The sequence below is a fragment of the Streptomyces sp. GESEQ-35 genome, assembly GCF_017948485.1.
Classification (GTDB): Bacteria; Actinomycetota; Actinomycetes; order Streptomycetales; family Streptomycetaceae; genus Streptomyces.
Map to the genome: position 1 here is coordinate 598,794 of NZ_JAFFSX010000001.1, position 24,399 is coordinate 623,192.

22 protein-coding genes are annotated in these 24,399 nt (G+C 69.4%); 5 read left to right on the top strand and 17 right to left on the bottom strand.

Features of this window, described 5'->3' with window-relative positions; genetic code table 11:
• Positions 1-3: 3 nt before the first annotated feature.
• From KCH87_RS02605 to KCH87_RS02650, 10 genes are all read right to left on the bottom strand, one after another.
• Entirely contained in the window at positions 4-1,854 is a 1,851-nt protein-coding gene (locus tag KCH87_RS02605; protein ID WP_210583687.1) for an alpha-D-ribose 1-methylphosphonate 5-phosphate C-P-lyase PhnJ, read from the bottom strand.
• Positions 1,851-2,969, bottom strand: a complete 1,119-nt coding sequence (locus KCH87_RS02610; protein WP_210583689.1) for a carbon-phosphorus lyase complex subunit PhnI — start codon at positions 2,967-2,969, stop codon at positions 1,851-1,853. Before KCH87_RS02610 ends, KCH87_RS02605 begins: the two co-directional genes overlap by 4 nt.
• Positions 2,969-3,610, bottom strand: coding sequence for a phosphonate C-P lyase system protein PhnH (gene phnH / locus KCH87_RS02615; protein WP_210583691.1), 642 nt, complete (start codon positions 3,608-3,610; stop codon positions 2,969-2,971). The genes KCH87_RS02610 and phnH overlap by 1 nt, the downstream gene beginning before the upstream one ends.
• The gene (phnG, locus tag KCH87_RS02620; protein ID WP_210583693.1) at positions 3,607-4,029 is read right to left on the bottom strand and encodes a phosphonate C-P lyase system protein PhnG; all 423 of its coding nucleotides are present in this window, start codon (positions 4,027-4,029) and stop codon (positions 3,607-3,609) included. The genes phnH and phnG overlap by 4 nt, the downstream gene beginning before the upstream one ends.
• A complete protein-coding gene (locus KCH87_RS02625; RefSeq protein ID WP_210583695.1) occupies positions 4,022-4,783 on the bottom strand; it encodes a GntR family transcriptional regulator in 762 nt (253 codons plus the stop codon). The genes phnG and KCH87_RS02625 overlap by 8 nt, the downstream gene beginning before the upstream one ends.
• Before the next feature lie 115 nt (positions 4,784-4,898).
• Positions 4,899-6,638 carry a phosphonate ABC transporter, permease protein PhnE gene (gene phnE / locus KCH87_RS02630; RefSeq protein ID WP_210583698.1) on the bottom strand — a complete coding sequence of 580 codons (1,740 nt, stop codon included), beginning with the start codon at positions 6,636-6,638 and terminating at the stop codon, positions 4,899-4,901.
• A gap of 4 nt (positions 6,639-6,642) precedes the next feature.
• Positions 6,643-7,479: a phosphonate ABC transporter ATP-binding protein gene (gene phnC / locus KCH87_RS02635; protein ID WP_308298730.1), complete on the bottom strand. Its 837-nt coding sequence runs from the start codon at positions 7,477-7,479 to the stop codon at positions 6,643-6,645.
• The gene (locus KCH87_RS02640) at positions 7,464-8,420 is read right to left on the bottom strand and encodes a phosphate/phosphite/phosphonate ABC transporter substrate-binding protein (RefSeq protein ID WP_210583699.1); all 957 of its coding nucleotides are present in this window, start codon (positions 8,418-8,420) and stop codon (positions 7,464-7,466) included. Before KCH87_RS02640 ends, phnC begins: the two co-directional genes overlap by 16 nt.
• A 168-nt stretch (positions 8,421-8,588) precedes the next feature.
• On the bottom strand, positions 8,589-10,349 hold the full coding sequence (locus tag KCH87_RS02645) for a glycosyl hydrolase family 28-related protein (RefSeq protein ID WP_308298731.1): 1,761 nt from the start codon (positions 10,347-10,349) through the stop codon (positions 8,589-8,591).
• A 225-nt stretch (positions 10,350-10,574) separates the two neighbouring features.
• Positions 10,575-11,573, bottom strand: a complete 999-nt coding sequence (locus KCH87_RS02650) for a LacI family DNA-binding transcriptional regulator (RefSeq protein WP_210583703.1) — start codon at positions 11,571-11,573, stop codon at positions 10,575-10,577.
• 196 nt (positions 11,574-11,769) lie between these two features.
• Here KCH87_RS02650 and KCH87_RS02655 point away from each other — a divergent pair, with 196 nt between their 5' ends.
• Positions 11,770-13,734 carry a hypothetical protein gene (locus KCH87_RS02655; RefSeq protein WP_247195560.1) on the top strand — a complete coding sequence of 655 codons (1,965 nt, stop codon included), beginning with the start codon at positions 11,770-11,772 and terminating at the stop codon, positions 13,732-13,734.
• A 51-nt stretch (positions 13,735-13,785) separates the two neighbouring features.
• Here KCH87_RS02655 and KCH87_RS02660 read toward each other — a convergent pair whose 3' ends face one another.
• The gene (locus tag KCH87_RS02660; RefSeq protein ID WP_210583705.1) at positions 13,786-14,526 is read right to left on the bottom strand and encodes a TetR/AcrR family transcriptional regulator; all 741 of its coding nucleotides are present in this window, start codon (positions 14,524-14,526) and stop codon (positions 13,786-13,788) included.
• A 178-nt stretch (positions 14,527-14,704) separates the two neighbouring features.
• Here KCH87_RS02660 and KCH87_RS02665 point away from each other — a divergent pair, with 178 nt between their 5' ends.
• From KCH87_RS02665 to KCH87_RS02675, 3 genes are all read left to right on the top strand, one after another.
• Positions 14,705-16,948: an MMPL family transporter gene (locus KCH87_RS02665; RefSeq protein ID WP_210583706.1), complete on the top strand. Its 2,244-nt coding sequence runs from the start codon at positions 14,705-14,707 to the stop codon at positions 16,946-16,948.
• Between the two features lie 101 nt (positions 16,949-17,049).
• Entirely contained in the window at positions 17,050-17,196 is a 147-nt protein-coding gene (locus KCH87_RS02670; RefSeq protein ID WP_247195561.1) for a hypothetical protein, read from the top strand.
• Between the two features lie 77 nt (positions 17,197-17,273).
• Positions 17,274-18,227, top strand: coding sequence for an SMP-30/gluconolactonase/LRE family protein (locus KCH87_RS02675; protein WP_210583708.1), 954 nt, complete (start codon positions 17,274-17,276; stop codon positions 18,225-18,227).
• A 55-nt stretch (positions 18,228-18,282) separates the two neighbouring features.
• On the opposite strand, the gene KCH87_RS02680 is transcribed toward KCH87_RS02675, so the two are convergent.
• Entirely contained in the window at positions 18,283-18,669 is a 387-nt protein-coding gene (locus KCH87_RS02680; RefSeq protein ID WP_210583710.1) for a nuclear transport factor 2 family protein, read from the bottom strand.
• A complete protein-coding gene (locus KCH87_RS02685) occupies positions 18,666-19,187 on the bottom strand; it encodes a cupin domain-containing protein (protein WP_210583711.1) in 522 nt (173 codons plus the stop codon). Before KCH87_RS02685 ends, KCH87_RS02680 begins: the two co-directional genes overlap by 4 nt.
• Before the next feature lie 123 nt (positions 19,188-19,310).
• Between KCH87_RS02685 and KCH87_RS02690 the strand changes: the two genes are divergently transcribed.
• The gene (locus KCH87_RS02690) at positions 19,311-20,393 is read left to right on the top strand and encodes a helix-turn-helix transcriptional regulator (protein WP_210583712.1); all 1,083 of its coding nucleotides are present in this window, start codon (positions 19,311-19,313) and stop codon (positions 20,391-20,393) included.
• Positions 20,394-20,396: 3 nt separating this feature from the next.
• Here KCH87_RS02690 and KCH87_RS02695 read toward each other — a convergent pair whose 3' ends face one another.
• From KCH87_RS02695 to KCH87_RS02710, 4 genes are all read right to left on the bottom strand, one after another.
• Complete coding sequence (locus tag KCH87_RS02695) at positions 20,397-20,870, bottom strand: SRPBCC family protein (protein ID WP_210583713.1); 474 nt, start codon at positions 20,868-20,870, stop codon at positions 20,397-20,399.
• A 9-nt stretch (positions 20,871-20,879) separates the two neighbouring features.
• On the bottom strand, positions 20,880-22,175 hold the full coding sequence (locus tag KCH87_RS02700; protein WP_210583714.1) for an MFS transporter: 1,296 nt from the start codon (positions 22,173-22,175) through the stop codon (positions 20,880-20,882).
• Positions 22,176-22,489: 314 nt separating this feature from the next.
• A complete protein-coding gene (locus tag KCH87_RS02705; RefSeq protein WP_210583715.1) occupies positions 22,490-23,710 on the bottom strand; it encodes a cysteine desulfurase-like protein in 1,221 nt (406 codons plus the stop codon).
• Between the two features lie 281 nt (positions 23,711-23,991).
• Positions 23,992-24,246: a hypothetical protein gene (locus KCH87_RS02710; protein ID WP_210583716.1), complete on the bottom strand. Its 255-nt coding sequence runs from the start codon at positions 24,244-24,246 to the stop codon at positions 23,992-23,994.
• Positions 24,247-24,399: the final 153 nt, after the last annotated feature.

Sequence of the window (24,399 nt, forward strand, 5' to 3'; positions counted from 1 at the left end):
GGCTCACCTCCGTGCCGCGGCGACCAGCCGCTGCGTGTAGGGATGGTGCGGATCGTGGAAGAGCTGGTCGGTCAGGCCCTGTTCGACCACCCGGCCCAGCTGCATGACGAGCGTGCGGTCGGTCAGCGCCTCGATGACGGAGAAGTCGTGGCTGACCACCACCGCGGCGACGTCGCGCTCGGCGAGCAGGCTGCGCAGCAGGTCGAGTACTCCGGCGGCGACCGAGGCGTCGAGGCCCGTGGTCGGTTCGTCGAGCAGCAGCACGGGCGGTTCCGTGGCGAGCGCCTTGGCGATCTGGACCCGTTGCCGCATCCCTCCCGAGAAGGTGTGCACCGGGTCGTCCATCCGGGCCAGCGGCACTTCGACCCGGTCGAGGAGTTCGGCGGCCCGGCGCCGGATGTCGTGGTAGCCGCGCCGGCCCGCCGCGGTGAGGCGTTCGGCGATGTTGCCGCCTGCGGAGACGCGCAGGTCGAGTCCGGCGGCCGGGTCCTGGTGGACGACGGCCATCGTGCCGATCCGCAGCCGTCGTCGTACGGCGGCGGGCAGTTCGAGTACGTCGGACATACCGTCGTCGACCGTGGCCAGGTGAACCCGGCCTGCCGTGGCCGGCTCGTCACCGACCGCGCAGCGCAGCACGGTCGACTTGCCGGAGCCGGATTCGCCGATCACGCCGAGGGCTTCGCCCGGGGCCACGTCGAAGGAGACGTCCCAGGCCGCCACCACCGCACCGGTGGCCGGGCTGATGGCGGTGCCGTGCTCCGGTCCCGTCCCGGGCACCGCTGCCGCGCCACCGGAGCCGTGGACCTTGCCGATGCCTTCGACCCGCAGGGCCCATTCGGGGCCCGCGGTTGAGGTCCGGCGCGGGGATTCGGCTCGTTCGTCCGTACGCGCTTCCGGCGGCGGGGTGGAGCGGCGCGCCCGGGCCTGAGGGGCGGGCAGCAGATCCATCGGCGCCCGGCGACGGTGCGCGGCCGTGTCGGCGTCCTGCTCCTGCACTCGCGCACACCACTCGGTGTCGCTACAGGCGAGGTTGCCCTCGGTGCCGGCGTCCACGAGGTAGACGTCGTCGCTGCCGCAGAACTTGCAGATCGCGCCGGGTGTGTGCTCGACCTCGAAGGGGACGTCGTCGAAGGTGAGCGGCCGGACGTCGGTGTGCGGAGGCACCGCGTAGATGCGTTTCTCGCGGCCCGCGCCGAAGAGGTTGAGGTGCTGGGACCGGTGCAGCCGGGGGACGTCCCAGCGTGGGATCGGGCTGGTCGCCATGACGTAGCGGCCGCCGACCAGCACCGGGTATCCGGTACTCGCGGTGATCATGCCGTTGCGGACGATGTCCTCGTAGAGACTGACCCACATCGCGGAGTAGTCGCCCTCGGCGTGCATGCGGGCGCACTCGGCGACCGATTTCTGCACTCCGCGCAGCGGTTCGGGCACGGGGACCTGGTAGACCAGCACGTGTTGAGCGCCCAGCGCCTCTTCGGGGACGCGATGGCGGGTCTGCACCACGGTGGCCTCCCTGGTGTCGGCCGACTCGCCGCAGCGCGTGGTCTGCGCGATCAGCCGGCGCAGGTTGGTGGCGTTCACTCCGGCGTCGTCGCCCTGGTCGATCACCTTCACGGTGTCGTCGGCGCCGATCACCGCCAGTGTGACCTGGAGACCGCCCGAACCCCAGCCGCGGGCCACGGGCATCTCCCGGGAACCGAAGGGGACTTGATAGCCGGGGACGCAGACCGCGGTCAGCGAGGCTCGGCGGATCTCACGCTTCGCGCTCTCGTCGAGGAGTCCGGCGGGCGGGCTGCCCGCGTCGGCCTCGCCGACCAGCATGCCGATCGCGGAGGTGTGTGCCGTGGTCGTCATCGGCAGTCCTTTCCGGCAGGCTCGGCGATCCGCGCGGGCGGGTCCTCGCCCGCCTCGGCGGCGGCCCGCATGGCTTGCTTGCGCTCGACCATCGAGCGGAACGTGACGTAGTGAGGGAGCTTCAGATGCTCCAGGAAGCCACCGGAGTCGAGGCCGTCGATGGTCATCAGGAGCAGTTGCTCCAGCGGCCCGCTGCGGCCGAACCGGCGGTTGGCGATGTCCAGGTTGGCCATGGCGATCGCCTTGCGCTCGTTGTGCCCGAAGCACAGCCCGTAGCCGACGTCGAAGCGCGTACGGTCCTCGTCGGCACCGTCCAGATCCTCGATGGCCTCGGCCTCGGTGACCCGGAATTCGCCGACGGCGACCGGGTTTCCGGTGTGCGGATGGCGCACGCGCAGGGGCAGCCGTCCGTGCCGAAGCTCACCGAGGGTGATCTCGTGGACGTCTCCGTCGGGGCCGAGGATCGACCGGTACCAGAGCGCCACCAGGGCTCCCGTCTCGGACCGGGCCATGGCCGCCAGCACGGCGGAGCGCTCGGCGGGGGGCCGGGCGGGCTTCCTGGTGATGTCGTGCGGCTCCGGGTCGTCGTGGGCCGGCTGCTCCTCGACCAGGTCCAGCTTCCTGAGCAGGTCGAGGAACCGGCGCGGTCGGCGCTGCTCGTCGGTGCGCCGCTCGCCGTCCCGGCTCTCCCGCTCCGGCAGTTGCCCGGGGGGCCCGGTCGGCTGCTCCAGGAGACGCCCGGTGTAGTCGGAGGTACGGCCGAGCAGTTGCGGGCCGTCCGGTTGGCGGAACGCCGGCACGATGCGGCGCAGGATCGCCATCTCGTCCGGGTCGACGGGTTCGCTGATCGCCAGCCGGGGAAGGGTGGACCGCTTGGCCCGCAGCAGGTGCGAGGCTTCCAGCGTGTCCCCTTCGGCCTGGCGGAACGCGGCGGCGGCGGTCGCTTCGTCGTAGAGCCCGGCCTCACCCATCACGCGGTCGACGGCGAGCCGGAACCGGCTGGTGATCTGCTCTGTCGACGCCCATGGTGAGGGCGCGTGGTCACGCTTGCGGCGGACCAGGTCCTCCGCGGCGAGAATCGCCTCAAGACCTCCGCGTGCTCCCGAGTACCCCATCAGTAGTCCTCCTCTACGAGGGTCGTGCTGCGCGGCAGGCCGAGTACGCGCCCGTCCGGCGTGGCCAACAGCAGGTCGACACCTGCCGGGAATCCCGCGACCGCTTCGGCCCGTGCCTCGACGATCCCGGCCGGCAGTCCGTGCGGCGCGACCACGAGCTCGCCGGGTATGCCGGGACCCGACAGCCGCCAGTTCCGGGCCCCGCCGTGCAGGTCGGACACCGGGAGGCACAGCAGCGCGCCGTCCTCCGGTGCCTCGGCACTGCCCCGGTGCAGTCGCCGGATCTCGTCCGGTGTCACGGGGCGGACGGCCGCGGCCAGTCGGGCGGCCTCCAGGGGGACCGCGGGAGCGTTCGTGGCCACGCTCACCACGTCCGACCAGCGCTGCACACCGTCCTCCAGAACGCAGAACCCGGTGCCGAGGTCGGCGAGCGCGAGGACCGGCAGCAGGGCGGTGGGAACCGTGCCCGGCACGTCCGCGGGATAGCGGGTGACGAAGCCCGGCCGGGCGAGCGCGTCGAGTACGGCACGGAACACGCCCTGAGCCTGCGCCGGCGTCGGCTTCGCGGCGGTCACCAGTTGCGCGGTCTCCGGGGGGCCGGGCGACCGTTCTGCCACGGTCACGGTGTCCGCCTCGGTCACGTCAGCTCCTCGAACTCGACGACGGTCGGGGCGAGTTCCGCCCACTCCTGGACTTCGCGCTGTTCCCGGCGGACCGCCACGCGCTCGCACAGCTGGTCGATCTCGGCCGCGCGCGGCCTGCCGGACTGCACCTCGGCGTCGAGCACGGCGGCGGCCAGCACTGCGGCGCGATCGTCGCCGAGCCGCATGGCCCAGCCGCGGTGGCCGGCGAGTTCCACCTCGGCCCGACAGGCCAGCACATCGCCGAGGAGGAACCGCTGGGCCAGGACGGGCTCGCGGATCTGCGCGGTCACACAGCCGACCTCGGGTGCCACCAGGACACGTATCCGCGTGCCGTCCGCGAGACAGTCGTCGGCCAGCGCGATGAGTTCCTCCCGCTCCGCCTCGGCCAGCAGGGCGCACCGATGCTCCCTACTCAACACTTGCGTCACCTTTTCTCCCCTTTCTCTCCGGTGCGACGGGCTGTTCGTCGAGTTCGACCACCACGCGCACCGCGTCGGCCCGGGTCCAGGTGCGGCTGCACATCAGGACGGTGCCGGTCACTTCGTCCCGGCTGACGCTCTCCACCAGCCAGGCGGGCTGACTGCTCTCCATCCGCAGCGCCCCCAGCACCTCGGCCGGAGGAACGTCGATGCTCACCCGGCACCACGCCCGCACGGGCCGTACCCGCCCCATCTGACGCAGCACCATGTCGACCGACTCGACGGCGTGGAGGGCCAGATCAAGGTCGGGCACCTCGTCCACGGGAATCCACTCGTGCACCCACGACGCGAGGAGGTCGTCGATGTAGAACTCCCGCACCACCTCGTGCACGGGCGACCCCGAGGGGCGCTCGAACCGGTCCACGAGATCAGCGGGCAGGCCCGTCCTGCGCACCGACTTGACCAGCGCGCGTGGCGTGGCGCCCGCCGCCGCGATCGTGGTCGACCACGACGGCGGTGCACTGCGCGAGATGACGTAGTCGATCCGGCGGTTGACGAAGGTGCCCGAACCCTGGGTCCGGCGCACCACGAACCTGCGTTCCAATTCCTGTACCGCTGCGCGGGCGGCTGCCCTGCCGACGCCGAAGCGGCGCGCGATGTCCGCCTCGCTGGCCACCCGCGTACCGCGGGTACAGCCGTCGAGTTCGGCAGCCAACTGGTCCGCGATCTCCAGATACCTGGTCGCACTCACACCATCAACCGTGGTCTACGGACTCGTCCGGACAACTTGTTGCCAGCCAACGATCCCGACCCGGGAAGTGAACAGTCCCGACAGTTGTATGGCGCTTTTTCCGCTCCCTTTGCCTTCAGCGCACGATCCGGCGCAGCCAGACCGCCAGCAGCTCCACGAGGAGCACGGTGCCGAACACGAGCAGCAGCACGGTGGTGACGACACCGAACTCGAGGACTCTGGAGGCATTGAGCAGATCGAATCCGATGCCCCCGGCGCCGACGATGCCGAGGAGCGTCGCCGAGCGGATGTTGGTGTCGAGCTGGTAGAGGACGTGACCGACCAGGGCCGGCCGGGCCTGCGGCAGCGTCGCGGACCAGAAGACCTGCCACCGCGCCGCTCCGGTGGCGCGTACGGCCGCCTCGACGCCGGGATCCACTTCCTCCAGCGAATCGGCTACGAGCTTGCCGAGCAGTCCGACGGCGCCGACACCGAGCGCCAGAGCGCCCGCGACCGCGCCGAGGCCGGTAATCACCACGAAGACGATGGCGAGGACGAGTTCGGGGATGCCGCGCACCAGGACCACGAATGTCCGGAACGCCGTGGCCGTAGCGGGCGAGGGCGACACGTTGCGTGCCGCCAGCGCGCCGATGGGCAGGGCGAGCACCGCGCCGATCAGCGTCGCCGCGAAGGCGATCTTCACGGTCACGAAGAGATCGGTCAACAGGGTCGGCAGGATGCCGCCGGTCTCGGGCGGCCAGAACAGACCGAGCGTGTGAACGATGTTGCCCAGCGCGCCGAGGAACTGTCCGGCCGAGAGGTCAGCACCCCAGATGCAGGCGGCCAGCGCCAGAAGGCTCGTCACCGCGTACCCGGCACGCCTGGCGCGGCGGGGGGTCCAGGGTGGGTTGATGCGCGCCGGGTCGGGGGCCGCCGTTTTCGCCGGCGGACGCGTCACACCCTCCGCTCGGAGGCGCGGTGCCGGAACCCAGCCCGGCGCGGCCCGCCGGTTTCCCGCGTCGGTGTTCCGCAGCAGCGCCCGCCGGATCGCACCGGAGAGCAGTTCCACGAGCACGCACAGCACGAGCACCACCAGCGCGAGTGCCATGCCCCGCTGGTAGTTCAGGGAGCCGAGGGACTCCGCGATCGCGAAACCGAGCCCGTTGACGCCGACGAATCCCAGCACCACGGAGACGCGGAGGTTGATGTCGAGCCGATGGAGGGCGTTGGCCACCAGGGCGGGCAGGACCTGCGGCAGCACACCCGAGATCAGCTGCTGGATGCGCGAGGCGCCGGTGGCGCGCACGGCGGTCCGCGGCCCCTCGTCGATCTGCTCGACGGCGTCGGCGTACATCTTGCCGACCATGCCGACCGAGTGCAGGCCCATGGCCAGAATGCCGGTGAGCGCGCCCAGGCCGAAGATGCGGAAGAACACGATCGCCAGCACCACGTCCGGCACGGCCCGCGCCAGCACGATGACGCCACGCGCCGCGAATCGTGCCGTCGGGTGCGGGGTGGTGTTGCCGGCCGCCAGCACCGCCACCGGGAGGCTGAGCACAACCGACAGCGCGGTCGCGCACACCACGATGGCCATCGTCTGCCCGCACAGCTTCAGCAGTTCGCCGAGGGGCGGGAAGTCGAGCGGGAACATCCGCCGGCTGAAGTCGACCGCGTTCGAGGCGCTGTCCGTCGAGGTGGCCACGTTGATGCGCAGATCGACGAAGGTCCAGCAGGCGAAGCCGAGCAGCGCGGCCATCACGAGCAGTGCGGCGACCCCGCCCGCGCGGGGCCGGGCCAGGGTCCGCGACGCGGAGGACAGCGATACCGGCTGCGTCGGCGGCGGTGTCTTCGGTGCTTGCGTGGTCTGTACGGTCATGGCGTCAGCCCGCCCCGGCCGCGAGTACGGCTGGAGCCGCGGCGCCCAGACGCTCGTACACGGACATGGCCTCATCGCGTGTCAGACCGGCCACCGGGCTGTCCATCAGCACGCGTCCGGCACGCAGACCGATCACCCGGTGCCCCCATGACAGGGCCAGGTCGACCTGGTGAAGGCTGCACACGACGGTGAGCCGCTCCTCCTCGCCGATCTCTTTGATGAGCCGCATGACTTGAGCGGAGGACTCGGGGTCGAGTGAGGCGACCGGTTCGTCGGCGAGCAGGATCTCGGGGCGCTGCATCAGCGCCCGGGCGACGGCGACGCGCTGCTGCTGGCCGCCGGAGAGCGTGTCGGCCCGCTGGAAGGCCTGGCTGAGCAGACCGACCCGCTCAAGGTGGCGCAGCGCCTCACGCCGCACCGGCTTCGGGTAGCTGATCAGGCCGAGCCGGGGTCCGCGCAGCCGGCCCAGCGCTCCGGTGCAGACGTTTTCGAGGACGGTGAGGCTGCCGACGAGATGGAACTGCTGGAAGACGAATCCGATCCGGCGGCGAAGCCTGCGCAGTTCGGCGCCACCGGCCCGGCCCACCTCGGTGCCGAGCACGGTGACCGTTCCGGCGGTGGCCCGCTGGAGCCCGTCGACATGACGCAGAAGCGTCGACTTGCCGGACCCGGACAGCCCGAGCAGAACGACCATCTCCCCCGCCCGCACGCTCAGCGAGACATTGTCGAGGGCGACCACATCGGAGTCGAACCGCTTGCTCACCCCTTCGAATCGCAGCACGGGTTCGGGGACACGGCCGGCCTCCGGGGATCGCTCGCCTGACGTCAGGACTCGACGCACTGCTTGTCCTTGGTGATGTCGCAGACCTTGCGGACACCGTCGTAGAGCGAGTCGGTCACCGGCGCGAATCCCCAGTCACCGGCGTCGTCCACCTCGCACTTGCTGCCGGTGCAGTAGCCGTGGGCCTTGAGGTAGTCGACGTTGGCCTTGTTCTGGAACGCGTCGGTGATCTTCTTCTTCAGGTCCGCGTCGAGATCGTCGCTGATCGCCACCGGGGAGCCGGGAATGACCGCGGACTTCCACACCGTGGTGATCTCGCCCTTCTCGATCTCGCCCTTCTCGATCAGCTGCTTGTCGACCATGGTGTCGTAGGCGAAACCGACGTCGCACTGGCCGCTCTTGACCGCGAGCACCGAGGCGTCGTGGCCGCCCGCCATCACCGCGGTGATGTCCTTGTCCGGGTTGATTCCGGCCTCGAGCAGCCCGGCGCGCGGATAGAGGTAGCCGGAGGTGGAGTTCGGGTCCACGAAGCAGACCTTCTTGCCCTTGAAGCCCTTCAGGTCCTTGACGGGCGAACCCGACTTGACGATGCCGTAGGACTGGTAGCCGGGCTTCGCGCCCTTCGTCTCGATGCCGGCGGCGATCGGAGTGGTCGTGACTCCGGAGCTCTTCGCCTGGACATAGGAGAACGGCCCGTACGCGGCGATCTGGACCTTGCCCGAACGCTGTCCTTCGACAACGGCCGCGTAGTTGGTGGCGGTCTGGAACGTGATCTGCTTGCCGGTCTCCTTCTCCAGCAGCTTGATAACGGACTGGTAGGACGCTTTGAGGTCGGTCGAGTTCTCGGCGGGCACGGCAGCCATGACGAGGCTGTCCGTGCTGCCGCCCTGCGCCGATGACGTGGAGGAATTGCCGGCACTCTCGCCGCAGCCGGACAGAGCGAGAACGGAGGCGGCGGACACCGCAAGAGCGCTGAGAACGCGCCGGTTCAGGTGGAACATCGCGTGACTTCTCCTCTTCGCCGCTGGGCGGCGAACGGCGATCAGTGAGGCAAGGCTGTGGGCGAGCCGTGCCGCTGCGGAGAAGTGATGGTTTCGGCCTGTCGAACGCGACAGGTCTCTTGCCGCCACCCGACCGGACGACTGGGGTGGCGGCCTTGTGCAACGGGCTCAGTCCGAGACCACGGAGGTGTTCAGGCCCTTGTCGTAGTGGTTGCGCGCGATCCGGATGTCCGAACTGCCGTGGAAGACGAACAGTGGGGAGGTGTACGGCGGGTGGTCCGATCCGTCCAGCCGCCGGACGGTGTTGCCGGTGAAGGCGAACCCGCCGACGCTCTTGGCGTTGACGACGGTGACGTCACCGATGTCGAACGAGTTGTGCTCGACCGAGATGTTGTGATGCACCGGGTTCGCGGGGTCGATGACCTGGTTGGTCGGCTCCACGAAGATGACGGGACCGCTGGGCCGGGTGAACGAGTTCCCACGGATCGTGAGGTGGGAGACCGGCCCGGACTCGTACCACTGATAGGCGTCGGCGGAGACGTAGATGCTGGCCATGGACATCGCGTCGAACCGGTTGCCGGTGATGAGGACGGGTTTGCGGGTCGTGACCAGAATGCCGCGGGTCGGCACGTTGCGGAAAACGTTGCCGGAGATGACGACCGACGGGGTGGCCGTGACGTTCTCGACGACCGTGCCGCCGATCTCGACCCCGGCGGGGACCGGCCGGTCGAAGGTGACGGTCATCGTGGTCAGCGGCTTGTCGTGATCCATGCCGCTCGGCCCGTCGACCGCGGTGACCACGGCGTGCGCGTCGGCCAGCGGGGTCATCGTGCGCTTGGTGGCGAACTCGACCTCGTCACCCGGGGCGAACTGCGGGAATCCGGCGGTCTGCGGGTGCTTGTAGGCGAGGGTGAGGGTGGACGGCCCGGGTTTCCCGACGACCTCCAGGTAGGTGCCGTGGATGTTGATCGGGTCGTCGTGCGGGCCGTCGAAGACGTTCCTGGTGATCGAGACTTTCCCCTTGACGCCGGACATCTGCACGAAGTCCGCGAATGAGGATGTCGACCGGCCGGACTTCGGATCGGGTGCGAAGTTCACCTTGTCGATGGAGATGTTCTCGCTGAACTGCCCCACCACACCGAAGGATTGGAGGTAGTAGGCGTTCATCGAGCGCATCGTGACGTTCTTGGACTCCCAGATGAAGGCGCCCGGCTCCGTGCGCTCGATGAGGCGCATCTGATAGACAAGTCCGGCGTCGGCCGGCGGTGCCGCGGTGGTGTAGTCGATCCGGATCCGGCGGCCGCCGAGGTCCGTGACCGCGGAGACGTCGTTGAACAGAGGGTTGTCTCCGCGCCGGGTCCGTTGCGCCTTGGGGTCGTGGATCTGCGTGTACTGGAGGCCGTCGACGCCCTCCCAATACGGCTGGCCGGTGGCCGGACTGGTCTCGCCGAGCCAGGTGATGTGCGTGCCGTTCACTCGGTACGGGCTGCCGGCGGGGATCTTCAGGACGCGGTAGGCGTGTCCGTCGGCGACGCCGGTGGCGGCGACGGTCGCGTCGATGACCTCGGGGGCCGCGTAGTCGAAGGAGAAGTTCGTGAAGGTCACATTGGTCGAGCGGATCGACGCGAACGCCGTCTGGAGGCCGTGGTAGACGAGCTTGGCTCCGCCGCCGTCGATGGTGACGTCGTGCATGTCCTCGACGAGCAGCCCGATCTTCTTGTCCCGGTAACGCTGGTCGGCGCCAACGGTGTTGGACACGTAGAGCTCACGCGTCTCGGCCCGTTCGGGGTAGAGCTGGTAGGTGCCCTTCGAGAAGACGACCCGGACCGGCCGATCGACGCTCTTGGCGTGCCGCAGTGCCGCGGCGACAGCGGGCGCCGAGTCCGTCCGGCCTGTGGGGTCGGCTCCGTAGTCGTCCACATCGACCACGACCGGTCTCGCACTTGGTACTGCGGCGACGGGACCGGCGGCACCTCCGAACAACGCGAGTGCCAACCCGAGAAACACGAACCGAGACTTTGACATCGCCCCTCCGGAGCGTCCAAGAATCACGAAACACCCAATGAATAGAGGGAGTTGCCCCCGGCTTCCCGACCAGATCCCCGAGCAGAGTGTCTATAGATCCGATGTCTAGGTCAATGGTGTGGACGAGTCTCACTCTGCCCTCGGCGCCGCCGTACTCGCGCGGATCACCAGTTCGGGGTCGAAGAGGAGCTCGCCGACGGGGACGTCACGGTTACCGACCAGCGCGAGGATGCTGCGGGCCACCTCCGAGGCCAGGCGGTCGGCCGGCTGGCGGACCGTGGTGAGCGGGGGGTCGACGAAGTCCATGATCATGGCGCCGTCGTAGCCGACGACCGACACATCGCCCGGGACGTCGTACCCCTGACGGCGTGCGCCGCGGATCGCGCCAAGTGCCATGTAGTCGCTGGCGGCGACGACGGCTGTGGCACCGCGGCCGAGGAGCGAGATCGCGGCGGACTGGCCGCCCTCGACGGTGTAGGACTGCCGGACCACCCACTGCTCCGGATCCGCCACCCCGCGCCGAGCGAGCGAGGAGATGAAACCGCTCACGCGGCGGTCGGCCGGGCGGTTGCCGACCGGGCCCGAAGCCATACCGATGCGGCGGTGACCCAGCCGGTGGAGATGGTCGACGGCGAGTTCGGCGGCCAGCAGGTCGTCGGTGGAGAACACCGGCGCCTCTCCCCCGCCCTCGAACTCGCCGTTGACCCCGACGAACGGGATCCTGCGGGAGCGCAGAAGCTCGTACGCCGCCGGGTCCGCGCCCTCGATCGTGTTGCTGGCGGAGAGGAAGACGACGGCGGCGATGCCCCGGTCGGCGAGGGAGGTCACGAAGTCCAGCTCCTGCACTCCGCCGGGGAAGCAGGGGCACAGGACCGTCTTCAGGCCGTGCGGGGCGAGCGTGGACTCGATCCGTTCGCAGACGTCGGCGAAGAACGGGTTGGACACCAACTCCGTGATGACCGCGACGAGTTGGCCCCGCGTCTGCCGCTCGTACCCCAGGTCGGCCATCGCCTCCTCGACCGCCTCGCGGGTCCTGCGCGACACACCCTGACGCCGGTTGATGACGCGACTGACCGTGGCCTCACTCACCTGCGCCCGGACCGCGACCTCGGTGATGCCGACCTTCATACGGTTCCCTCCGCCCTGACTTGCAATGTTTGGACGAAAACTTTCAGCTCAATCGTCCAAGCAAAATAGCAGTGAGTCTGCGTGTCTTCCATGTTTCTTGTGCATGACCATTGAACCGTCTCTTCGGCCCCTGTTAGCTTGCCGCCACCACTCGGCCGCCCGTCCGCTCGCCGTGACCGAAGACCCGGGAGACACGATGAAGCGCTCAAGGCTCATGCTGCTCGCCGCTGTTGCCGTGATCGTGCCGATGGCCCCCGCACTGTCGGCTACGGCGGCGGCAGACGGCGCCGCCCGTCCCCAACTCACCATCCCCGACCCGGGCTTCGAGAACGGCGGCACGGGCTGGACCTTCGGTCCCGGCACCGGGGTCGGCACCGGCAACTCCCACGGCGGTGCCCGCTTCCTCTACCTCGACGCCGGAGCCGGCAAGAGCGCCGAGCTGACCCTCGTAGCGCCCCGGCACGGCAGTTACGACTTCTCCGCGTGGATCGGGAGCTCCGGCACCGGCGGCACGTACACGGTCCGGCGCAACGGCGAGACCGTCGACACGATCGTCCTGCCGCAGCGCGACGCGTACGCCCGTTACACCGTCAGCCGCGTCGAGCTGAAGGCCGGAGACCGGCTACAGATCGTGATCGGCTCCGGCAGCCGCTGGGTCAACGTCGACGACCTGATGATCTCCCCCGCCGCACCCGCCGACCCGACGGTCACCTCGTCCGACCCCGAGGTCGTGGAGATGTTCCGCTGGGCCAAGAAGAAGGCCAACAGCTGGGTGCAGCTGCCCGGCACAGTCGGTCCGATCAACGTCGACGAGTACCAGACCGGCGGCACCGGCACCGCCTCGTACGGGCCCTCCTACTGGGCCGGATACGCCAACCGCAGCGCCTACTACTCCCGCGACATGACCCACCAGCTCGCCGGCGCCCACCTCCTCGGCCTCGACACCGAGAACAGGACGATGCTCCGCTCGTACGCGTCGTCGGCCACCGCCGAGCACAAGTACTTCCCGGTGTGGGCCCTCAACTTCGACGCCAAGACCTACCTGAGCATCGACTACAAGAGCCCGGACAACTTCGTCCGCGAAGTGCCGGCCGTCTTCGAACTCGTCGAGAAGGCAGCCCAGGCGTACCTGTGGACCGGCGACCGCAGATACGTGGACGACCCGGTGCTGTGGGACTTCTACCGGCACGCCACCGAGGAGTTCATCGACCTGCACAACTCCGCCAAGCCCAACGGCAAGGTCGAGGTCGCCGAGGGCACGGGCAACGGCATCTTCGCCGGCGCCGCCAGCTACAACGAGCAGGACGGCGACGGCCTCGCCGAGGCCGGGGACGGCATCGCCGCGCAGTACCAGGCGTATCTGGCGCTGGCCACACTCGCACGCGGCAAGGGCGACACCGCGTTGGCCAGGACGTACGACAAGCGTGCCGCCGATCTCAAGGCGTACTACAACGACGAGTGGAGCGGCACCGGAAGCGGCGCCGACATGGTCCGCGCGTACACCACGTCCGGCACCCCGGTCACCGGCTGGGGCAAGGAGAACAGCGTCTTCGTACCGATGAAGCAGATTCTCGATCCCGGCCCGCGCAACGACGCCTATCTCGACTACATCCAGGTGCAGGAGCTGGGTCCTGAGGGGTCGCCCAACATCGAGTCGACGACGTACCTGCCCGACATGTTCTTCAAGAACAACCGCAACGACACCGCCTGGACGTGGATGAAGAAGATCTACGAGCAGCGGGAGCTCCAGCACATCAACTCCAGCCAGGGCCCCAACGGTGACTACCCCGAGGTGTCGTTCACCCTGGTCAGCCAGACCGTCGAGGGCCTGATGGGCATCGCACCGGACGCGGCGAACCACAAGGTGACCACGCAGTCCCGGCTGCCGTCCGGCATGAAGTGGCTCCAGGCAGCGGACGTACCCATCGGCACGAGCACGGTCACCGTACGGCACGACGGCGCGACGAAGATCACGCTGACGAACAACGCCCGCAAGGGCACCTACCGCTGGGAGGCCCGCTTCCCCGGGGTCCACAAGAAGATCACCGTCAACGGTGTCCCGCAGCACGTGCGCACCAAGACGGTCGGCGGCGTGACGTACACGTACGCGACGCCGACGGTGCGGGCCGGGTCGACGGCGGTGGTGCAGGTGAGCGACTGACGCGAACGCCACCTCCCGGTCCGCGCTGTGCCGTTGGCGGTCGGCAGACCGCTAACGGCTCACGTGTGCGGGGATCCTGCTGTGGATGTCGGTGAGCATGGTCCGCATGCCCATGCGGAAGATCTCGGCCTGATGGTCGCCGATGAAGGAAGTGTGCCCGAACACCTCCAGGACGACGAGGCCGTGCATGTGTCCCCACGCGCTCAGCAGGAGAGCGGTCGCGGGAGGCGGCAGAGCTCCCGGATCGTCCGGTGACAGGTGTGCCAGATGTGCCCGGAGCGGGGACGAGAGCGCGGGGGTGTCGGCCGCGGCGAGTTGCTCCGCGGTGAACCCGCCGAAGAGCTCGTGCTGGAAGATCGCGCTCATCCGGCGCATCGCCTGGGTGGTCGGGCCCTCGACGGGTGCCGCGTAGTCCCGCAGCGGTGTTCCGTAGAGAAGCTGGAACCGTTCGGGATGGGCGACGGCCCACCGGCGGTAACCCTCGGCCGCGACCACCAGGCGCGGCAGATCCGTGTCGTCCGCCACGGTGTCGAGGGCCGTCTGCACGGCTGCGGCCAGGTCGTCGTACGCCTCGACGATGAGTTCCGTGACGAGTGCGTCCCGGCTCGGAAAGTAGTGGTAGAGCGCCTGCACGGTCATTCCGAGGCTGCGGGCGACCGCTCGCAGGGACAGGGCCGCGGGGCCATGTTCAGTGATGTGGAGCTCGGCGGCGTCCACGATCTCCCGGGTGGCGGCGGCCCGGCGTCGCTGACGCAGGGAGGGCGGGGCCGTTGCGCGTTCGTCTACGGGCATGGGGCGACCGTACGACGCCAACTCCGGCGATGTATCAGTAATTTGAACACTGTCAGGTAAATCTGGCACTGCCAAAGCCCGTGCCGTCTCCCCTAACGTCGGTGCCGCGACGCAAACCGGTCTGCTTCACGTCGTCTTCACCTTCACCTGCACCGCAAGGACGTAAAGGAGATCGTGCGTGTTTGAACGCATAGCCGAACTGACGATTCGCCGGTCACGGCTGGTACTCGTCGTCGCCGTCGTGGCGGTGGCCCTCATGGGCGCCCTGGGCGCCGGCGCGTTCGGCAAGCTGCTGGGGGGCGGCTTCGACGACCCGGCCTCCCAGTCCACCCGCGCCAGGAAGGTCATCGACGAGAAGTTCGGCGGAGAGACGAACCTGGTTCTGCTGGTCCGTGCCCCTGACGGCCGGGTCGACACCCCGGCCGCACGGCAGAGCGGCCAGGATCTGGTGGTCGACCTCAAGGGAGAGAAGAACCTCGCGAACGTCGTCTCGTACTGGGACACGGGCAGCGCCGACCTCCGCTCCCGGGACGGGCGCGAGGCCATCGTCCTCGCCCATGTGCAGGGCGACGAGACAGAACTTCAGAAGAACGCACAGGACGTCATCGCCTCGTACAGCGGGACGTACGAGAACGCACTCACGGTCCGAGCCGGAGGCGGCGCCGCCGTGGGCAGCGACATGTCGACGCAGGTGACCGAAGACCTCGTCCTGGCCGAGACCATCGCCATACCGCTGACACTCGTGCTGCTCCTGTTCGTCTTCGGCAGTGTGGTCGCGGCCCTGCTGCCGCTGGCCATCGCGATCATCGCCATCCTGGGCTCGTTCGCCCAGCTCTCCCTCCTCGCCGACGTCACCGACGTATCAATCTCCGCGACCAACCTCACCACGGCTCTGGGTCTCGGCCTCGGCATCGACTACGCCCTGCTGATGATCAGCCGCTTCCGGGAGCAGCTCGCGGCGGGGTTGAGCGTGGACGACGCCGTGAGGCAGACGGTGAACACCGCGGGCCGCACCGTCGCGTTCTCCGCAGCGACGGTGGCCGCCGCGCTCGCGGCGCTCCTGGTGTTCCCGCAGTACTTCCTCAGCTCGTTCGGCTATGCCGGCGTCGGTGTCGTCGCCATCGCAGCCGTCAGCACCCTGTTCGTGATGCCGGCCCTGTTCGTCGTCCTGGGGCACCGGGTCAACAGCGGGCGGATTCCGTGGGTGAAGCGGGGACACGTCGGTGCTCGGGCCTCCCTGTGGGGGCGGCTGGCCCGCACCGTCATGCGGCGGCCCGCGCTCACCGCGCTGCCCGTGCTCGCGGTCCTGCTGGTGGCGGCGAGCCCCCTGCTGGGCATCACCTTCGGCACGCCGGACGAACGGGTCCTGCCCGAGGGCGCGGAGAGCCGCCAGGTCTCCACGGCACTGCGGGAGAACTTCAACGGCAACGACGAAGCGGCCCTCCATGTCGTCATCGACCAGCCTGTCGCCGAGGCCCCGTTGAGCACGTACGCCGTCGAACTGTCCGGGCTCGAAGGCGTCGTCCGCGTCGAGACCAGCGGAGGAACCTACGCCGACGGAGGGTCGACGGCGGCCGGTGCGGGCAACGCCGCCCTCGGCCGGCCCGACGCACAGCAGGTCAGTGTGGTGAGCGACCTGGCACCGCGGTCGGACGCGGCGCAGAGCCTGGTCGACGAGGTGCGGGCGGTCACCCCGCCCGCCGGATCACAGCCCCTGGTGGGCGGAGTCGACGCCGAGCTGGTCGACTCCAAGGACTCCATCAGCAGTCGGCTCCCGATCGCCGTTGCCCTGGTCGCCCTCACCACCTTCGTCCTGCTCTTCCTGTTCACCGGCAGCGTCGTGCAACCGCTGCGGGCGCTGCTCCTCAACGTGATCAGCCTGGGAGCGACCCTCGGCGTCATGACCTGGATGTTCCAGGACGGCAACCTCTCCTCCCTGTTCGGCTTCACCGCGCAGCCGATGGAGGTGTCGATGACCGTGCTGATGTTCTGCATCGCCTTCGGCCTCTCGATGGACTACGAGGTGTTCGTCACCAGCCGGATCAAGGAACTCCACGACGCGGGCCACGACAACGAGTCCGCCGTCGCCGACGGTCTCGGGCATACGGGACGCATCGTGACCGCGGCGGCCTGTCTGCTCGCCGTGAGCTTCTTCGCCTTCGGCACCTCCAAGATCAGCTTCATGCAGATGTTCGGCCTCGGCAGCGGACTGGCCATCCTCATCGACGCCGTCGCCGTGCGCGGCGTCCTCGTCCCCGCCGCCATGCGCCTGCTCGGCCGCTCGGCCTGGTACGCGCCCGGCTTCCTCCGCAAGCTCCACGGCCGGTTCGGCCTCAGCGAAGGCGGCCCCATGCCACCGCCCGCGGCTGCACCGGGGCCCACGGCGGAGTCGCCGTACATGAAGGACTCGACGGGAGTCTGACCACGCGATTCCACGCCCCGACAGGTGCCCGCCTCCACCCCCAGGAGGCGGGCACCGCCACGCACAGCGAGATCGTCACGTTCACCGACGAGCACGGCCGCGTGTGCACCGCGGCGGTGGTCGTCGACCAGGAGCAGAACGAGGGCGACGACTACGAGATCTCCAGCCTCGACTGCGACTACCCACCGGAGGGCCGAACGCCGGGGCCCACCCGCTACTCGCCACTGCCGGAACGGGAAGAGGAGTGACCTGCCTCATCTGACTCTCAGAGTCGGCTGGTTCGCTGTGCACTCCAGGGTCCCACCGTCCTCGGAGGCGCTGAACCATGCCCCGTAACCACCCCCGCCCCACGCGTCGCGCCGTCCTCGGCGGAGCCGCCCTCGCCACGCTCGCGACCGCGGCCGGAGCCGGATCTGCGAACGCCGCGTCCGCCGCGCCGGCTTCCACGTGGCCGACCGAGTTCCCGCTCCCGAACGGCTTCCTCCCCGAGGGAGTCACCATCGGCGCCAAGCCCTACGCGTACTTCGGCTCCCGCGCCAACGGTGCCGTGTACCGAGCCGACCTGCGCACCGGCGAGGGCACGATCGTCCATGCAGGTGAGACCGGCACAATCACCAACGGGCTCAAGGTGGACCACGACGGTCTGCTGTACCTCTCGTCCGGATCCACCGGTGGTGCCGCACGGATCGTCGACTCCCGCACCGGCGACCTCGTGACCACTTACCAACTCACCGACCCGACCGGCCACTTCATCAACGACGTCGCCCTGCTCGGCGACCGCGCCTGGTTCACCGACTCCTACGGCGCCGTCCTCTACGGTGTGCCGCGGGGCGGAGCGGGAGACGTCCGTGAGCTGCCGATCAGCGGCGAGTGGGTGCAGTCGGCTGCGGGAATCAGCGCCAACGGCCTCGTCCCCACCCCCGACGGCACGGGGCTGATCGTCGTCAACGGCGGCAAGCTCTACCGCGTACCGCTGAAGACCGGTGAGGCCACCGAGATCACGCTGAGCGGTACGACCGCGCTCACCTACGGCGACGGCCTCCTGCTTGTCGGCCACACCCTGTACGTCGTCCAGAACCGGCTCAACCAGGTCAGCGTTCTCGACCTCGACTCCCACATCGGCACCGCCACCCTGAGCCGCACGATCACCGACGCCCGCCTCGACGTTCCCACCACGGCCGCCAGCTACGGCAACCGCCTGTACCTCGTCAACGCCCGCTTCACGAGCCCGCAGCTCCCGGAGACGACGTTCACCTGTGTTGCGGTCCCTCTCCTCTGACCGAACTCCAGCGCCTCATGCCCTTATGCGCGCGCCCTCCCGGAGGATCTCGTCGTCATTGAGGGGGCGCGTAGACCCGAGCCAGGTCGAGCACGACTCGGAGGTCCGCGATCAGTCCGTCGTCGCCGACTCGCCAGATGGTCACCGCGGGCAGGGTCACTTCCCCCGCGTCGAGCCGGGTGTAGGTCACGTCGGTGAGGGCGATGGTCGTGGCGTCGACGGCCCAGGTGTCGAGAATGCGGTGGCGCAGGCCGGCGATGGTGTCCATGAACGCGGCGTTGGCGGCCAGGATGGCCTGGCGGCCGGAGAGCGGTTCACCGTTGCCGAAGACCATGGTGGCGTCCTCGGCGAAGAGATCGGCGACCGCGCGCAGTTCCCGCCCGTCGATCTTCGCGAAGAGGGCGTCTGCCGTGATGGTGGGTGTGACATCTGTGCTGGTCATGTCGCCTCCTGTCCGGACGGAGGACCGTCTGCGGGGCCCCCGATGTGCGCGCCGTAGGCCCGTGAGAGCTCGGCGACGCGGGCGAAGTCGGCGGGGTCGAGCGGGGGTGCCTGCTCGCCGGGCCTGGCCGGTACGCCCGCCTCGGCGAAGAATCGCTCGAACCCGGCGGGCGCGGTCAGTATGAGCATGCGCGCCGGAGTCACGCCCGGGTTGGTGAATCCGTGCACGATCCCCCGTGGCAGATAGACGAAGTCCCCCGCGCGGGCGGCGGTCGTCGACTGTCCGGTCAGCACTTCGAGCTCGCCGTCGAGCAGGTAGAAGGCCTCGTCCTCGCGCCCGTGCACATGCGGAGGCGGCCCGCCACCGGGCGGGACCCAGGCCTCGATCAGCGCGAACGCGCCGTTCGTCGAGTCGCCGGTCGCCTTGATGGTGTACGTGTCGCCCACCACCCACAGGGACCGGCCCTCTCCGGATCGGACATGGTGGGCCCGCGTCGGCACTTCGTTGATCGCGGTCATCGCGTCTCCTTCTTTCATTTCCCCCTGAACTGCCTGCTCACGACGTTAAGGACCCATGGAACCGATGCCTATACCACTTTTCTGGTGTTCTGCCCGAGACCTGTTCGTGCCACGATGGACGATGTGAACCACAGCACCCGGGCACGCGCCTACGAGCGGGTGGCACGGCTCACCGCCGCACAAGTCGACCTGGCGACGTTCCTGGACGAGGCGTCCGCGCTGCTCGCCAAGGCGCTGCCGCACGACGCGGCCTGCTGGCACACCATGGATCCGGCGACACTCATCGAGACGGGCTTCTTTCTGGAGGACATGCCGAACGCTCCGGACGCCGAGGTCGCCGCGCTCGCCTACCTGCCCGACGACTTCAACTCGTTCGTCGCGCTCGCGCGTTCCGGTCACCACAGCGGTGTCCTCAGTGCAGCCACCGGCGGCCGTCCCGAGCAGAGCGTGCGCTATCGCGAACTGCTGCGCCCGAACAACGTCATCGGCGAACTGCGCACGTCCTGTGTCGTGGACGGCGCCTGCTGGGGCAACTTCGCGTTCTTCCGCGAGGCCCCGGCCGATTTCACCGAGGACGAGCAGGCTTTCGCCCACGATCTCGCCTCGCTGTTGGGCGGTGGCTTCCGGGGCGCGGTGGTACGGGCCAGGAGCAGGAGCAGTGCCGTGGGGCTCTGGCCCGGGCTGCTGCTGTTCGACGAGAACCGGCAGGTCGAGTCGGCGACCGGCCCGGCCAGCCACTGGCTCGGCGAACTCGGATTTCGTGGCACGCCGATCGAGGACCCGCTTCCGTACGCGCTCCTCACGGTCGCCGAGCATGCCCGCGGTGGAGCGGGCGACGCGAGCGTGCGGGTCCGCGGTGAGTCCGGTGTCTGGGTCGAGGTGCACGCCTCACCAGTGTCGGGCGGTGCCCCGGGCAGGATCGCCGTCATCCTTCAGTCCGCCACCGCCCCGTCCGTCGCACCGCTGCTGTCCGCGGCCTACGGCCTCACCGCCAGGGAGCGCGAGCTGGTCGACCTGGTCCTCCAGGGCTGCGGGACGGGCGAGATCGCGACGCGCTTGTTCATCTCACCGCACACCGTCCAGGGGCACCTGAAGTCGATCTTCGCCAAGACCGGCGTACGCAGCCGCAGGGAGCTGGTCACCCGAGTGTTCGTACCGGATCACAGCACGTCTCGCAGCCCACGTGACGACGGCGAGGACCGGTAACAGTCAGCCGGCCGCTTCCCCTTCGACGTACGACGCCAGGTTGGCCAGCGAGGAGGCGATCCCGACCTCGTGTACCGCTTGGTCGATGCCGGGTGGTACGCCCGTGGCGGTCACGGTCACCTCGGTCCCGTCATCGACGGCGGCGCAGTGCCAGGTCATCGTCATGGTGCCCGCGTAGGACGGATCGTTGGACTCGAACACCGCCCGCTGCACCACCCGCTCCGGTGGCACCAGCTCGGCGAACCCGATGTCGACGACATCCGTCGCATCCGATGTCTTGCCCGGGCTGTCGGTGGCGTCGAGGTAGGTGAGGACCATCCGGAACCCACCACCGGGCCGGGGGTCCCACCGCTCCACCCGCCCGCGCATACCGTCCGGAGGCAACCAGGCCTCAAGGGACTCCCGGTCGAGGAGGGCACCGTAGACAGTCGCCTGCGGTGCCGCGATCACCCGGCTGGCGCGGTCGGTCCTGTCCATGGCCCGAGTCTAGGGCCGGAGTGGTTCCCGGGGCCCGTTCCTCCGGTCAGGCGTGACGGAGTCCTGGTTCGGCACGTGAGTGGACGCCTGGTGTGCAGCAACGGCCATGACGATGACGGAGACCAGGACGATACCGGCGCCGACGTAGAGCGGCGCGGTGTAGCCGAAGCCCGCGGTGATGGCCAGTCCCCCGAGCCATGCGCCAAGGGCGTTGCCGACGTTGGATGCGGAGACGTTGGCGCTCGCGGCCAGTGCCGCCCCGTGGGCGTAGTCGGTGACGCGCGTGATCATGCCGGGCACGCCGGCGAACCCGGACAGCCCCATCAGAAACACCAGAATCACCGACGCGACGGCGCTGGTGGCCAGCAGACCGAACACGGCCAGGGTGATGGTGAGTGCGAGCAGGGCGAGTACCAGGGCCCGGTCACGGTCACGGTCGGCCGCGCGCCCGCCGATCAGGTTCCCGACGACCAGGCCGACGCCGTACACCATCAGCAACCAGGAGACATCCGCCGGGGAGAAGCCGCCGACCTCGGTGAACGTGTAGGCGATGTAGGTGAACGCGCCGAACATGCCGCCATAGCTGAGTGCGGTGGCCGCCAGGGTCAGCCAGACCTGCCAGGAGCGGAACGCACGGAACTGGGTCCGCAAGTCGCCGGACGATACCGGGGTCGGGCGGCCTGTCGTCCCCGGCTGTGTCTCGCCCGGCCGGCCGGGGACGAGGGCGACGATTCCCGCCAGCGCGAGCACGCCGATTCCGGTGACCGCCCAGAAGGCCGCTCTCCAGCCCCAGCGCTCACCGACCAGCGCGCCGAACGGCACGCCCAGCACGTTCGCGAGCGTCAGCCCGGCGAACATGACCGCCACCGCGCGGGACTTCTTCTCAGGCGCGACCAGACTGCGGGCGACCAGCGAGCCGATCCCGAAGAACGAGCCGTGGCACAACGCCGCGACGATCCGTCCGAGCAGCATCACCGGATAGCTCGGGGCGAGAGCGGACAACAGGTTGCCGATCACGAACAGCGCCACCAGACCGACCAGGACCAACTTGCGGGGCAGCCGCGCCGTCGCCGCGGTCAGCACGATCGCGCCGATCGCGACACTCAGCGCGTACCCGGAGATCAGCCGGCCCGCCGCCGCCTCGGACACCGCGAAACTCGACGCCACCTGCGGCAGCAGCCCGGCGATGAGGAACTCGGTCAGACCTATGCCGAAACCGCCGAGGGCCAGCGCGACAAGCCCACTCGGCGTCCGTCGCGGTTCGGGCACCCTGAAGTCCTCGTCCCCGACCCGGAATTCACTCATGGGTCGACCCTCACCCCTGGCGGGCGGATCCTTCCATGGACAAAAGTCGACGGCGCTTGGACGGAAGAGCCCGGCACGGCCACTCGGTCGGGCATCGCGGGCGTAAAGCCTGTTGAGATCCTTCTGCGTGTGGGACAGGGTCGATGGCCATGGAGTTCTTCTGTTACCACCGTGACCGACCCGGCTCCGTGGCGCACCATGTGGGACTTCCCCGGTGGCCGGACCGGTGGTAACCGTTACCTCGTGGGAGTTCGGTGGGCGGCGATGACGCGAGGTACGACATGCCCTGCCGAGGGCGAACTCGGTGATCGTCGTTACCGCGCCCCACCCTGGAACCGGAGGAAGTCCGACAGGCCCTCCAGGAGCCGGTCGACGTCGTCCGTGTTGTTGTAGGGCGCCAGGCCGACGCGGAGGCCGCCGGTGTCTCCGAGGCCGAGCCGACGGGACGCTTCGAGGGCGTAGAAGGATCCGGAGGGCGCCTGGACACCGCGTTCGGCCAGAAAGCGGTACGCGTCCGTCGTGCTGTGCCCCTCGAAGGTCATCAGCAGGGTGGGGGTGCGGTCGGCGGCCCGGGAGTGCACCGTGACCTGCTCCAGGGCGGACAGTCCCTTGTCGATCCGCGCCCGCAGGTTGTCCTCGTGCTCTTCCAGCGCCGCCGACGCTGCGGCCAGCCGCTGGCGGCGGGTACCCGCGGCGCCGGCGTCGAGGCCGGCGAGGAAGTCGACCGCGGCGCGTGTGCCCGCGAGGAACTCGTAGGGCAGCGTGCCGAGTTCGAAGCGTTCCGGGACCACGTCCGTGGAGGGCAGCAGCTTGTCCGGGTCCAGGCTCTCCAGCAGCTCCGGCCGGGCGGCGAGGACGCCGTGGTGCGGGCCGAGGAACTTGTACGGGGAGCAGACGTAGAAGTCCGCGCCGAGCTGCCCGACGTCGACCAGGGAGTGGGCGGTGTGGTGCACGCCGTCGACGTAGAGGAGCGCCCCGGCCTCGTGCACCGTACGGGAGATCGCGGCGATCGCGGGTCGTGTGCCGATCAGGTTGGAAGCGGCGGTGACAGCGACGAGCCGGGTCCGCTCGGAGAGCACGGCGCGGATGTCGTCGACGGTCAGCTCGCCGGTCGCGGGATCGAAGTCGGCCCACCGAACAGTGGCGCCCACCTGCTCGGCGGCCTGGATCCACGGGCGGATGTTGGAGTCGTGGTCCAGGCGGGTGACGATCACCTCGTCGCCGGGCGACCACGTCTTGGCGAGGGTGCGGGAGAAATCGTAGGTGAGCTGTGTGGCGCTGCGGCCGAAGACTGTCCCGGACGGTTCCGCGCCCAGGAGGTCCGCCATGGCCAGGCGGCTCTCGGAGACGATGGTCTCGGCATTGCGCTCCCCCGGCGTGGCACCGCCCCGGTTCGACAGCGGCTGCCCCAGCGCATCGGCTATGGCCTGGATGACAGGGCGCGGGGTCTGTGTGCCGCCTGGCCCGTCGAAATACGCGAACCCGGCGCTCAGGGCCGGGAACTGCGTACGAAGAGCGGCTACGTCGTACGTCACAGGAAGCTCCTGTCGATGCTCGGGCGGGGGGCGGTCGGCCGACCGGGGCCTCGTCGAGGCGACTACGACGGTAGTCGACGGAGCAAGGGGGACAACGAGACCGCTGCCCGCCCCGGGCTGACGTGGCCCGCACGAACACGTGGAACGACTTCACCCGCGAGCCGAACGGAAGCCGGGGCTGAGTACAGCTGAGTACATCGGAAACAAGGCCCGGCGCCGGGCCTGTTGTGGCCCGGCGCCGAGATCCATTTCGGTGAGCTACGTGACGGATTCGCTGCTGCTCAGCCGCCGTGGCCGCAGCTGGAGCCGACGTGGTTGTGTTGCCCGCCCGCGTTGCCCTCGCCGTTGATGGCATTGCCCAGCAGGCCGTTGAGCAGCCCGACCTGGCCGAGGACGTCGACATTCAAGTCGTGGGACTTGCAACCTCCGCCGCCATGCATGCCGTACGCGCTCTGGGCGGTGGCGGTGCCGGTGGCTATGAAGCTGAAGCTACCAATAATGGCGGCCGCGACAGCGGCCTTCTGAAGCTTGCGCATTTTTCCTCCTTGGATCCGGTAGAGCGCGCCATCAAAAGATCCACTTAGCGCTCAATTCGGAGGCTAATCCGATATCTCCCAACGCGCTCATCGGAGCTGCCATCCGGGGTCATAGGGCCCATTCGGCCCACCCGTCGACAACGGGGCCCCTGG

Excerpts from the sequence above, each read along its gene's own strand:
- phnE (WP_210583698.1), bottom strand. The coding sequence starts at position 6,638 with ATGACCGTACAGACCACGCAAGCACCGAAGACACCGCCGCCGACGCAG.
- KCH87_RS02650 (WP_210583703.1), bottom strand. The coding sequence starts at position 11,573 with ATGAAGGTCGGCATCACCGAGGTCGCGGTCCGGGCGCAGGTGAGTGAG.
- KCH87_RS02675 (WP_210583708.1), top strand. The coding sequence starts at position 17,274 with ATGCCCCGTAACCACCCCCGCCCCACGCGTCGCGCCGTCCTCGGCGGA.
- KCH87_RS02655 (WP_247195560.1), top strand. The coding sequence starts at position 11,770 with ATGAAGCGCTCAAGGCTCATGCTGCTCGCCGCTGTTGCCGTGATCGTG.
- KCH87_RS02605 (WP_210583687.1), bottom strand. The coding sequence starts at position 1,854 with ATGACGACCACGGCACACACCTCCGCGATCGGCATGCTGGTCGGCGAG.
- KCH87_RS02660 (WP_210583705.1), bottom strand. The coding sequence starts at position 14,526 with ATGCCCGTAGACGAACGCGCAACGGCCCCGCCCTCCCTGCGTCAGCGA.
- KCH87_RS02695 (WP_210583713.1), bottom strand. The coding sequence starts at position 20,870 with ATGGACAGGACCGACCGCGCCAGCCGGGTGATCGCGGCACCGCAGGCG.
- KCH87_RS02710 (WP_210583716.1), bottom strand. The coding sequence starts at position 24,246 with ATGCGCAAGCTTCAGAAGGCCGCTGTCGCGGCCGCCATTATTGGTAGC.
- KCH87_RS02640 (WP_210583699.1), bottom strand. The coding sequence starts at position 8,420 with ATGTTCCACCTGAACCGGCGCGTTCTCAGCGCTCTTGCGGTGTCCGCC.
- KCH87_RS02610 (WP_210583689.1), bottom strand. The coding sequence starts at position 2,969 with ATGGGGTACTCGGGAGCACGCGGAGGTCTTGAGGCGATTCTCGCCGCG.
- KCH87_RS02685 (WP_210583711.1), bottom strand. The coding sequence starts at position 19,187 with ATGACCGCGATCAACGAAGTGCCGACGCGGGCCCACCATGTCCGATCC.
- KCH87_RS02680 (WP_210583710.1), bottom strand. The coding sequence starts at position 18,669 with ATGACCAGCACAGATGTCACACCCACCATCACGGCAGACGCCCTCTTC.
- KCH87_RS02700 (WP_210583714.1), bottom strand. The coding sequence starts at position 22,175 with ATGAGTGAATTCCGGGTCGGGGACGAGGACTTCAGGGTGCCCGAACCG.